This is a genomic window from Serratia sp. 3ACOL1 (genome assembly GCF_003668775.1).
GTDB classification, from domain to species: Bacteria; Pseudomonadota; Gammaproteobacteria; order Enterobacterales; family Enterobacteriaceae; genus Chania; species Chania fonticola.
This window is the reverse complement of sequence record NZ_CP033055.1, coordinates 4927449-4938372: the sequence shown is the minus strand read 5'-3', so window position 1 is coordinate 4938372 and position 10924 is coordinate 4927449. Positions and strand designations below refer to the sequence as shown.

Genomic DNA, 10924 nt, shown 5'->3' with positions numbered 1-10924 from the left:
GTCTTTCACTCATTATCGGATGGCGTCCCCAAGGGGATTCGAACCCCTGTTACAGCCGTGAAAGGGCAGTGTCCTAGGCCTCTAGACGATGGGGACACGAAAATCCGATTAAATAAAACTTCTTAATCGGTTCGTATCAGCATGAGTCCAGAAGACTCATTACATCAACAGGTAGCGCTTTGCTCATTACTTTTCATCAGACAATCTGTGTGGACACTGCACTCAACTGCATATCTTTAGGTAAGGAGGTGATCCAACCGCAGGTTCCCCTACGGTTACCTTGTTACGACTTCACCCCAGTCATGAATCACAAAGTGGTAAGCGCCCTCCCGAAGGTTAAGCTACCTACTTCTTTTGCAACCCACTCCCATGGTGTGACGGGCGGTGTGTACAAGGCCCGGGAACGTATTCACCGTAGCATTCTGATCTACGATTACTAGCGATTCCGACTTCACGGAGTCGAGTTGCAGACTCCGATCCGGACTACGACATACTTTATGAGGTCCGCTTGCTCTCGCGAGTTCGCTTCTCTTTGTATATGCCATTGTAGCACGTGTGTAGCCCTACTCGTAAGGGCCATGATGACTTGACGTCATCCCCACCTTCCTCCGGTTTATCACCGGCAGTCTCCTTTGAGTTCCCGCCATTACGCGCTGGCAACAAAGGATAAGGGTTGCGCTCGTTGCGGGACTTAACCCAACATTTCACAACACGAGCTGACGACAGCCATGCAGCACCTGTCTCACAGTTCCCGAAGGCACCAATCCATCTCTGGAAAGTTCTGTGGATGTCAAGAGTAGGTAAGGTTCTTCGCGTTGCATCGAATTAAACCACATGCTCCACCGCTTGTGCGGGCCCCCGTCAATTCATTTGAGTTTTAACCTTGCGGCCGTACTCCCCAGGCGGTCGACTTAACGCGTTAGCTCCGGAAGCCACGCCTCAAGGGCACAACCTCCAAGTCGACATCGTTTACAGCGTGGACTACCAGGGTATCTAATCCTGTTTGCTCCCCACGCTTTCGCACCTGAGCGTCAGTCTTTGTCCAGGGGGCCGCCTTCGCCACCGGTATTCCTCCAGATCTCTACGCATTTCACCGCTACACCTGGAATTCTACCCCCCTCTACAAGACTCTAGCTTGCCAGTTTCAAATGCAGTTCCCAAGTTAAGCTCGGGGATTTCACATCTGACTTAACAAACCGCCTGCGTGCGCTTTACGCCCAGTAATTCCGATTAACGCTTGCACCCTCCGTATTACCGCGGCTGCTGGCACGGAGTTAGCCGGTGCTTCTTCTGCGAGTAACGTCAATGAACGGTGCTATTAACACCGAACCCTTCCTCCTCGCTGAAAGTGCTTTACAACCCGAAGGCCTTCTTCACACACGCGGCATGGCTGCATCAGGCTTGCGCCCATTGTGCAATATTCCCCACTGCTGCCTCCCGTAGGAGTCTGGACCGTGTCTCAGTTCCAGTGTGGCTGGTCATCCTCTCAGACCAGCTAGGGATCGTCGCCTAGGTGAGCCATTACCTCACCTACTAGCTAATCCCATCTGGGCACATCCGATGGTGTGAGGCCCGAAGGTCCCCCACTTTGGTCCGAAGACGTTATGCGGTATTAGCTACCGTTTCCAGTAGTTATCCCCCTCCATCGGGCAGTTTCCCAGACATTACTCACCCGTCCGCCGCTCGTCACCCAGGAGCAAGCTCCTTGTGCTACCGCTCGACTTGCATGTGTTAGGCCTGCCGCCAGCGTTCAATCTGAGCCATGATCAAACTCTTCAATTAAAAGCTTGATTTGCTTCAACTCGTGAAGCGATGCTCGAAAATTAACTTTCGTAATAATTCATTCGCATGAATTACTGCTTGGTCACTCTTCAAGACTTGATATTTTTTTGCTACCGAAGTAGCTGGATATCGTCTTGTGAGTGCCCACACAGATTGTCTGATAAATTGTTAAAGAGCAGTGAGTTACGCGCTTTCGCTTGCTAACTCGAGGTGGCGTATATTACGCTTTCCTCTTTCAGAGTCAACCTTAATTTCAGGTTTTTTTCTCTGCGACCCCCGGAGACTCTGTGAAGTTGTTCACATGTTCCGTGTCGATGGAGGCGCATTATAGGGATCCCATTTTTTTCCACAACCCCTTTTTAGATCTTTTCTTACCGACTGCGCACTTTTCCGCCCTTTCGCACGGATCTTGCCCGATCAAGGCCATTTTACCGACGATCCTCCGTGTTAACTGGTTGTAATTCCACCGTCAAAGTCTAGTATTGCCGGTAATAAGATCCTTATACGAGGCAATCCCATGTCCAATTCAGTGCGTCCTTATCTTCATTATTCCCCTCAAATTGGCCAACGCGTCATGATCGATCCTTCCAGCGTAGTGATCGGCAACGTTGATCTGGCTGATGACGTCAGCGTTTGGCCCTTGGTTGCCATCCGCGGTGATGTCAACGCGGTAAAGATCGGCGCACGCAGTAATATCCAGGATGGCAGCATTCTGCATGTCACCCATCAATCCGATTACAATCCGGCGGGTTACCCTTTATTGATCGGCGAGGATGTCACCGTGGGGCATAAAGCCATGTTGCATGGCTGTACCATCGGTAATCGCGTTTTGGTGGGGATGGGCTCAATTCTGCTCGACGGTGCCGTAATAGAAGATGATGTGATGATTGGTGCTGGTAGCCTGGTCGCACCCGGCAAGCATCTGGAAAGTGGCTACTTATATGTAGGCAGCCCTGCGCGCCGGGTTAGAGCCTTGACTCCGGCGGAACTGGAAGGGTTACGTTATTCGGCCAATAACTATGTACGTTGGAAAGACGAATACCTTAGCGAAGATTTCTGACTGCCCGCCCTGCTTGCCAGAGCGGGGCAACCCTCACCCCGCCATTTCCTGACGTAATTGCTGCAATACCGGTTCGATCTCCGGCATCACGCCATGCCATAAAAAGAAAGCATGGGCAGCCTGCCCCACCAGCATACCTAAACCGTCCGCATAATGTTGCGCCCCCAACTGCTGCGCCCAAGCCAGGAATGGGGTGCCACCCTGTTGGTAGAACATGTCATAGCACCGGGTCGTGCTGTGGATAATGCTGTCAGGCAGTGCGGGGATCTCCCCCTTGAATCCTGAAGCCGTCGCATTGATCACTAAATCAAAATGCTGCTGATCCAGCCGATCCAGCGGCAAGGCGGCAATCTCACCTAGATGCCGGAACGCCGCTGCCAACTCCTCGGCGCGGCTGAAGGTGCGGTTAGTCAACACTACTTCACAGCCAAAGGAGAGCAGCGGCAGGATCACGCCGCGCGCAGCACCGCCCGCCCCCACCAACAACACGCGGTCATCTGGCCGAATCAACCGCTGGCGTTCAAGATCCGACAGCAAACCTATACCGTCGGTGTTATCCCCCAGCAGCTTTCCATCAGGCAATACCTTTAGCGTATTCACCGCACCGGCCATTGCCGCCCTTTCGCTAAGTTCGCTTGCTGCCTCATAGGCACATTCCTTAAAAGGAACGGTGACGTTGGCCCCTTGGCCACCAGCAGCAATAAACCGTTGCAGGGTAGGTACAAATCCGTCCAACGGAGCCAGCATGGTGCCATAGGGATGTTCGATCCCGGTTTGCTGCGCAAATAGCGCGTGGATGCGGGGGGACTTACTGTGAGCAATCGGATTGCCGAATACCGCGAACTTCTCCATAGATCTAGCCTCTAGCCCTGACGGATCAGCTCACCGGTCAAAGCATCTCTGATTTCAGAAGGGTTTAACCGGCCACCCACGTTACCTGACAGCACTGGGAAAGCGTCACCAAACTGCTGCTGCACTTCAGCCACGGTGCGGCACGGCTCTTCACCGCTTAAGTTGGCACTGGTTGACACCAACGGCTTGCCGAACTGACGGCACAGCTGTTGCACCAAGGGATGATCGCTAACGCGCACGGCCAACGAACTAAAGCGGCCAGTCAGCAAGGCTGGCGTTTGCGGTTTTGCCGGGATCACCCAGGTTACCGGGCCAGGCCAGCTGGCAAAGATCGTGGCACGCTGCTGCTCATTCAATACGCCATCATCAATATAAGGCGCTAGCTGGGCATAATCGGCAGCGATCAGGATCAAGCCTTTTTCCCACGGACGTTGTTTCAAGGCCAACAGCTGTTTGACGGCCTGTTCGCTATCTGGGTCACACCCCAGACCGAATACCGCTTCTGTTGGATAAGCGATTACCTGCTGGTTTTCCAGCGCGGCAATAATAGGCGCGAATGCGGAAGTTTGTTCTGGGTTCATAGCTTGATTATTCTGAGATAGCGACGGGTTTTCCGCACAGTTTACTGGCACAGCAAAGCGTTGGGCCTTTTGCCGTGCGCTTTTCCATCAGTAATGGATAGTGGCAGTAAGCACACTCACCGGCGACGGGTTTAAAATTGAGCACAAACTGACATTCCGGGTAGCGATCGCAGGAATGGAACACCTTGCCAAAGCGAGATTTGCGCTGCAGCAGTTGACCTTGACCACACTGAGGGCAGGCGATGCTGGTTTCATCCGGTTTGTCGATCACTTCGGTATGATCGCAGTCGGGATAGTGGCTGCAACCGATAAACATGCCATAACGCCCCTGGCGCAACACCAGCGTTGCCTGGCATTTCGGGCATTGCTGGCCCTCCAGCACTTTGACAATATGGCCATCCGCTTGCGCTTTTAAAGGCCGGATATACTCGCACTGCGGATATTGAGAACAGCCGAGGAAGGGGCCGTGGCGACCACTGCGGATCACCAACTCGGCCCCGCATTCCGGACAGGGTTCATTTTGCCTCGCGGCAAAAATCGCTGGTTTTGTCATAACGTCTTCTATGCCTGTTACCTACTCAGTGCAGGTAACCTTCGTTTACTTCAAACAACAGTTCTTCCATCTGCTGATAGGCGCTCTCATATCCGGGGATATTGAACAACACCATCAGCACTACCCATTTCAGATCTTCGAGATCAAATTCCGTATTATCCAAAGCCATAACACGATCGATAACCATTTCACGGGTTTCGAGGTTCAATACCTGGATCTGTTCTAGGAACAGGAGAAAACCACGGCAACCGGCATCTAAACGCACACTCTCTTCTTCGGTGTAGATCCGCATAGCCAGCGGATCGGCATCCATAAAATAAGGGGCATTCTCGCCTTCCTGGAGGTCTGCAAGCTTTTCGAGCCAATTCAACGCGTTGAAGATATCATCACGATCAAATCCTGCTTCGGTAAGATCGTCGGTCAAGGTATCCTGATCAACGTGCATCTCTGGCTCATTGTGGATATAGGTCTCAAACAAATACATGAGTACGTCGAACATGGCATGCCCTCCTTATTCGGACATAGCCGCCGGGTACAGCTGCGATCCAACCTGCTAACTCCAGATCGAGTAATTTGATTACTACCTCTGGCACAGGTTGGCCGGCACGTTCAGCGACGACGTCAACAGGTGTCACCTCATCTCCTACGTTAGCCAACACATCGGCAAATGGCAATTCAACTTCGGCCTCTGATGCAGAAATAGTTGTATTTTCGCTCACGGACAGCCATTGCAGCCCACTTCCCAGCTGTTCTGCGATATCTTTTGGGCCTGTGACCAGGCTGGCCCCCTGCTGGATCAGCCAATGAGTTCCCTCGCTCATCGGGTTACCCAACGCCCCCGGCAGGGCAAACACTTCACGCCCCTGTTCCAACGCGTAGCGCGCGGTGATCAGCGACCCGCTACGCAATGAAGCCTCTATGACCACCACGCCCGCACTTAACCCACTGATAATACGGTTACGACGCGGGAAATGAGCCGCCAGCGGCAAATCGGTAGCCAGATGCTCGGAAATCACCGCTCCGCCCTGTTCAATGATTTGCTCTGCCAGCCGGCGATGGCGGCGTGGGTAGATATTTGCCAGCCCACTGCCCAATACCGCAATGGTAACCCCTTCAGCCTCCAAGGTAGCACGGTGACAGATCCCATCAATACCAATAGCCAAACCGCTGGTGATGGCGAAACCGCAATGCACCAACCCGCTGGCAAAGTAACTGCCCCACTGCTCGCCATAGTGGCTGAACTGGCGGCTACCCACCATGGCAATTTGCGGTAGTTGCAAAGCCCCTACATCGCCCTGCACCATCAGTAATAACGGCGCGTCATCGATATGCGCCAAGAGTTCGGGAAACGCTGGCTCACCGTATCGCACCATATGATTGCCCGGCTGCTCCAGCCACTTGAGCGTTGCCTTGAGATACTGCCCATGCCCCCGCCGAAACTGTTTTTGCTGCTGGTCATTCAGCCCCAGGGGCTTGAGCAATCGATAAGGATCGCCGCCTTCGGCAATCAGGCGATCGGTAATCTGGCTGGCTTGCAGTGCGTCGATCTTTGTCACCGCATGCATACGTAGAGCGATTTCTTCTGGCCGCATGGAGCATTCCCTCGCTGCAATTAGGGGATTACCAATTCGTGCAATTGGTCTGGGATGCTGTCAATCAGGCCAAGAAATGTCTAGAATAGAAGCTAATCACTGTTCATCACTCGGATACAGATCTTAAGATATATGTCAGTCTTGCAGGTATTACATTTCCCAGACGAGCGGCTACGCAAAATTGCGGCCCCGGTAAAAGAAGTCAATGCAGATGTCCAGCGCATCGTGGATGATATGTTTGAAACCATGTACGCAGAGGAAGGCATTGGCCTGGCTGCGACTCAGGTCGATATTCATCAGCGCATTATCGTCATCGACGTTTCTGAAAACCGCGATCAACGCCTGGTGTTGATCAACCCGGAACTGCTGGAAAAAAGCGGTGAAACCGGTATCGAAGAAGGCTGCCTTTCCATCCCTGAGCAACGCGCCTTGGTGCCACGCGCAGAGAAAGTGAAGATCCGCGCCCTCAATCGTGAAGGACAACCTTTTGAGCTTGAAGCCGATGACCTGCTGGCAATCTGTATCCAGCATGAAATGGATCATCTGGTTGGCAAACTGTTTGTCGATTACCTGTCGCCGTTGAAACGCCAACGTATCCGTCAGAAACTGGAAAAAATGGCCAAGCTTGAAGCTCGCGCCTAACCGATCAGGAAATCAACGTGTCTGACTCTTTACGGATTATTTTTGCCGGAACCCCAGACTTTGCAGCGCGTCACCTAGACGCGCTGTTGTCATCTGGGCACCAGGTGGTCGGCGTCTTCACCCAGCCCGATCGCCCCGCAGGCCGCGGTAACAAACTGACGCCAAGCCCGGTCAAGGTGCTGGCCGAACAGCATCAAATCCCCATTTTCCAGCCTAAGTCACTGCGCCCACAAGAGAATCAGCACCTGGTTGCCGACCTGAATGCGGACGTGATGGTGGTGGTAGCCTACGGCCTGATCCTGCCGAAAGCCGTGCTGGATATGCCGCGCCTGGGCTGCATCAACGTTCATGGCTCTTTGCTGCCACGCTGGCGCGGTGCGGCACCGATCCAACGCGCTTTGTGGGCTGGCGATAGCGAAACTGGCGTAACTATCATGCAAATGGACGTGGGTCTCGATACCGGCGACATGATGCACAAGATCGCTTGCTCGATCGAATCCACGGATACCAGCGCCAGTCTATACAACAAGCTGGCAGAGCTGGGGCCACAAGGGCTGCTGATCACCTTGCAGCAATTGGCGGCGGGTACGGTACAGCGCGAAGTTCAAGACGAGGCGCTGGTGACCTACGCAGAAAAGCTGAGCAAGGAAGAGGCACGCCTGGACTGGAGCCTTTCCGCCGAACAGTTGGAACGCTGTATTCGTGCTTTCAATCCTTGGCCAATCAGCTATTTCACCATCGACGATCAGCCGGTGAAAGTCTGGCAGGCAACCGTGCTGGCGGAAACTGCCAACACAGAACCGGGTACTATCGTACACGCCGACAAGCACGGCATTCAGGTTGCTACCGCGCAAGGTATTCTCAACCTCACGCAGCTCCAGCCTGCCGGTAAAAAACCGATGTCGGCACAAGATTTACTGAATTCTCGCCGCGAATGGTTCACGCCGGGCAACCGGTTATAAGCCACTCCCACTGCCCGGCCATTGTTGCCGGGCTGTTCGTTTCTTAATGCCGATCGTAATCCGCCTTAGCCTATGAAAAACAATTACAATCTCCGAAGCATTGCTGCCAAGGCCATCGGCCAGGTACTGGATCAAGGGCAGTCGCTCAGCACCATTTTGCCCACATTACAAAAGAATATTTCTGACAAAGACCGTGGGCTATTGCAGGAACTCTGCTTTGGTACGCTGCGGGTGCTGCCGCAGCTCGAATGGTGCATTCAGCAGTTGATGGCAAAGCCTATGACCGGCAAACAGCGCCCACTGCACTATTTGCTGATGGTTGGCCTGTATCAGTTGCTGTATACCCGTATTCCACCGCACGCAGTGTTAGCCGAAACGGTTGAAGGCGCGGTCGCCTTGAAGCGCCCACAGCTGAAAGGATTGATTAACGGTGTACTGCGCCAGTTCCAACGCCAGCAAGAAGAACTGCTGGCACGTGCAGCCAATAACGAAAGCCGCTATCTGCACCCTAGCTGGTTGCTTAAACGCATCAAACTGGCTTATCCGGCACAGTGGGAACAGATCGTTGATGCCAATAATCAAAAGCCGCCAATGTGGCTGCGCGTCAACCGTCTGCACCATACCCGTGAAGATTATCTGCAGCTTATGCAGCAGGCCGGTATTACCGCCGAGCCTCATGCGGAGTATCGCGACGCAGTTCGCTTGCTGGCTCCATGCCCGGTAACGGACTTGCCCGGTTTCTCCGATGGCTGGGTAACGGTACAGGACGCCTCCGCTCAAGGTTGCGTTGATCTGCTGGATCCGCAAGACGGTGAGCAGATCCTCGATCTTTGTGCAGCCCCCGGCGGCAAAACAACCCATATTCTGGAAGCCGCGCCCAAAGCTCATGTGCTGGCAGTGGATATCGACGAACAGCGTTTAAGCCGGGTGAAAGAAAACCTGAAGCGCCTGCGCCAACATGCAGAAGTTCGCCAGGGTGATGGCCGTACCCCGCAAGAGTGGTGCGGTGACCAACAGTTCGATCGTATCCTGTTGGATGCCCCTTGCTCCGCCACCGGCGTTATTCGCCGCCACCCGGATATCAAATGGCTGCGTCGTGACAGCGATATCGCCGAACTGGCTGCTTTACAGAATGAAATTCTGGAAGCTATCTGGCCACGTCTGAAACCCGGCGGCGTAATGGTTTATGCAACCTGCTCTATTCTGCCGCAGGAAAATAGCGAGCAGATAGCCGCGTTCCTGCAACGTCACGGCGATGCCAAGCTGGTTGAAACCGGTGACACACAATCACCAGGTAAACAGAATCTGCCTCATCCTGAGGATGGCGATGGTTTCTTTTACGCTAAGCTGATTAAAATATAACTGTTCAGGGAGCGCCCGCGGGCGTTCTCAACTTTCGGCCACGGCCGTCGCAGATCGAGCAGAGAAATCGATGAAAATAATTATTCTTGGCGCAGGGCAAGTTGGCGGAACACTGGCTGAAAACCTGGTGGGTGAAAATAACGATATCACCGTGGTCGATACCGACACCGGTCGTCTACGCCAGTTGCAGGACAAGTTTGACCTGCGCGTCGTCCAGGGGCACGGCTCCCATCCACGTGTATTACGCGAAGCCGGTGCCGAAGATGCCGATATGCTGGTTGCCGTTACTAACTCTGACGAAACCAATATGGTCGCCTGTCAGATTGCTTATACGCTGTTTAATACCCCGAATCGTATTGCACGGATCCGGGCGCCGGATTATATCCGTGAGTCCGAGAAGCTATTCCATCCAGAGGCGGTGCCCATCGACCACCTGATCTCGCCGGAGCAGTTGGTTATCGATTACATCTATAAGCTGATCGAATATCCTGGCGCCTTGCAGGTGGTGAACTTTGCCGATGGCAAGGTCAGCATCGCCGCAGTGAAGGCCTATTATGGCGGCCCACTGGTGGGGAATGCTCTGTCTGCCATGCGTGAGCATATGCCACATATCGATACTCGCGTGGCGGCTATTTTCCGCCATGATCGCCCTATCCGCCCGCAAGGCTCGACCATAATCGAAGCAGGCGATGAGGTGTTCTTCGTTGCCGCATCACAGCACATACGCGCGGTAATGAGTGAGCTGCAACGGCTCGAAAAGCCCTACAAACGCATCATGATCGTCGGCGGTGGTAACGTGGGTGCCGGACTGGCACATCGGCTAGAAAAATCGTACAACGTGAAGCTGATTGAGAAGAACCAGCAACGTGCCGCCGAGCTGGCAGAGCAACTGCACGATACCATCGTGTTTTATGGCGATGCCTCCGATCAGGAGCTGTTGGCCGAAGAGCATGTCGAGCAGGTGGATGTATTTATTGCCATCACCAACGATGACGAAGCCAATATCATGTCTGCCATGCTGGCCAAACGCATGGGAGCCAAAAAGGTGATGGTATTGATCCAGCGCCGTGCCTATGTCGATCTGGTCCAGGGCAGCGTGATTGATATCGCGATTTCTCCGCAGCAGGCCACCATCTCCGCACTGCTGGGCCATGTGCGTAAAGCCGATATTGTCAGCGTCTCCTCACTGCGCCGCGGCGTTGCCGAAGCCATTGAAGCGATTGCCCATGGCGATGAAAGCACCTCCAAGGTCGTAGGCCGTATGGTAGAAGAAATCAAGCTGCCGCCAGGTACCACCATTGGGGCGATCGTGCGTGGCGATGATGTGATCATTGCCAACGGCAACAGCCGGATCCAGCAAGGCGACCACGTGATCATGTTTATTACCGATAAGAAATTTGTGCCAGACGTTGAGCGTCTGTTCCAACCAAGCCCGTTCTTCTTATAGATACTTAAATCATGCGAATGGTTTTTGACACATCCGGAGTCGAGAATTAGGAAAAACCAAAAATTTTCCTATACTGATTGTGTCAAAGGGG

At 53.6% G+C, this 10924-nt stretch carries 10 protein-coding genes, 1 tRNA gene and 1 rRNA gene; 5 read left to right on the top strand and 7 right to left on the bottom strand.

The window, feature by feature from the left end:
* Positions 1–20: 20 nt before the first annotated feature.
* Both D9980_RS22365 and D9980_RS22360 read right to left on the bottom strand, forming a co-directional pair.
* Positions 21–96 (bottom strand) — tRNA-Glu (locus tag D9980_RS22365).
* Positions 97–241: 145 nt separating this feature from the next.
* Positions 242–1782 (bottom strand): 16S ribosomal RNA (locus D9980_RS22360).
* 517 nt (positions 1783–2299) lie between these two features.
* Between D9980_RS22360 and D9980_RS22355 the strand changes: the two genes are divergently transcribed.
* Positions 2300–2842, top strand: a complete 543-nt coding sequence (locus D9980_RS22355; protein WP_121608471.1) for a gamma carbonic anhydrase family protein — start codon at positions 2300–2302, stop codon at positions 2840–2842.
* Positions 2843–2875: 33 nt separating this feature from the next.
* Here the strand turns inward: D9980_RS22355 and aroE are convergent, their stop codons facing one another.
* Genes aroE through dprA form a run of 5 tightly spaced genes read right to left on the bottom strand, consistent with a single transcriptional unit; the run spans position 2876 to position 6420 of the window.
* Positions 2876–3694: a shikimate dehydrogenase gene (gene aroE, locus D9980_RS22350; protein ID WP_121608470.1), complete on the bottom strand. Its 819-nt coding sequence runs from the start codon at positions 3692–3694 to the stop codon at positions 2876–2878.
* Positions 3695–3705: 11 nt separating this feature from the next.
* Entirely contained in the window at positions 3706–4275 is a 570-nt protein-coding gene (tsaC, locus tag D9980_RS22345) for an L-threonylcarbamoyladenylate synthase type 1 TsaC (RefSeq protein WP_121608469.1), read from the bottom strand.
* 7 nt (positions 4276–4282) lie between these two features.
* Positions 4283–4828, bottom strand: a complete 546-nt coding sequence (locus D9980_RS22340; RefSeq protein ID WP_024531126.1) for a type I DNA topoisomerase — start codon at positions 4826–4828, stop codon at positions 4283–4285.
* 25 nt (positions 4829–4853) lie between these two features.
* Positions 4854–5327, bottom strand: a complete 474-nt coding sequence (locus tag D9980_RS22335) for a DUF494 family protein (protein ID WP_021182206.1) — start codon at positions 5325–5327, stop codon at positions 4854–4856.
* Positions 5299–6420, bottom strand: coding sequence for a DNA-protecting protein DprA (gene dprA / locus D9980_RS22330; protein ID WP_121608468.1), 1122 nt, complete (start codon positions 6418–6420; stop codon positions 5299–5301). Before dprA ends, D9980_RS22335 begins: the two co-directional genes overlap by 29 nt.
* Positions 6421–6552: 132 nt before the next feature.
* On the opposite strand from dprA, the gene def reads away from it, so the two are divergent.
* The 4 genes from def (at position 6553) to trkA (ending at position 10833) form a co-directional block, all read left to right on the top strand.
* Positions 6553–7062 (top strand): peptide deformylase, encoded by a 510-nt coding sequence (def, locus tag D9980_RS22325; protein ID WP_024485624.1) that lies wholly within the window; start codon positions 6553–6555, stop codon positions 7060–7062.
* Positions 7063–7079: 17 nt separating this feature from the next.
* Positions 7080–8024: a methionyl-tRNA formyltransferase gene (gene fmt / locus D9980_RS22320; protein WP_121608467.1), complete on the top strand. Its 945-nt coding sequence runs from the start codon at positions 7080–7082 to the stop codon at positions 8022–8024.
* Positions 8025–8096: 72 nt separating this feature from the next.
* Positions 8097–9386, top strand: coding sequence for a 16S rRNA (cytosine(967)-C(5))-methyltransferase RsmB (gene rsmB / locus D9980_RS22315; RefSeq protein ID WP_121608466.1), 1290 nt, complete (start codon positions 8097–8099; stop codon positions 9384–9386).
* A gap of 70 nt (positions 9387–9456) precedes the next feature.
* On the top strand, positions 9457–10833 hold the full coding sequence (gene trkA, locus D9980_RS22310; RefSeq protein ID WP_021182211.1) for a Trk system potassium transporter TrkA: 1377 nt from the start codon (positions 9457–9459) through the stop codon (positions 10831–10833).
* Positions 10834–10924 lie beyond the last annotated feature (91 nt).

Excerpts from the sequence above, each read along its gene's own strand:
- D9980_RS22340 (WP_024531126.1), bottom strand. The coding sequence starts at position 4,828 with ATGACAAAACCAGCGATTTTTGCCGCGAGGCAAAATGAACCCTGTCCG.
- aroE (WP_121608470.1), bottom strand. The coding sequence starts at position 3,694 with ATGGAGAAGTTCGCGGTATTCGGCAATCCGATTGCTCACAGTAAGTCC.
- trkA (WP_021182211.1), top strand. The coding sequence starts at position 9,457 with ATGAAAATAATTATTCTTGGCGCAGGGCAAGTTGGCGGAACACTGGCT.
- D9980_RS22355 (WP_121608471.1), top strand. The coding sequence starts at position 2,300 with ATGTCCAATTCAGTGCGTCCTTATCTTCATTATTCCCCTCAAATTGGC.
- rsmB (WP_121608466.1), top strand. The coding sequence starts at position 8,097 with ATGAAAAACAATTACAATCTCCGAAGCATTGCTGCCAAGGCCATCGGC.
- def (WP_024485624.1), top strand. The coding sequence starts at position 6,553 with ATGTCAGTCTTGCAGGTATTACATTTCCCAGACGAGCGGCTACGCAAA.
- D9980_RS22335 (WP_021182206.1), bottom strand. The coding sequence starts at position 5,327 with ATGTTCGACGTACTCATGTATTTGTTTGAGACCTATATCCACAATGAG.
- tsaC (WP_121608469.1), bottom strand. The coding sequence starts at position 4,275 with ATGAACCCAGAACAAACTTCCGCATTCGCGCCTATTATTGCCGCGCTG.
- dprA (WP_121608468.1), bottom strand. The coding sequence starts at position 6,420 with ATGCGGCCAGAAGAAATCGCTCTACGTATGCATGCGGTGACAAAGATC.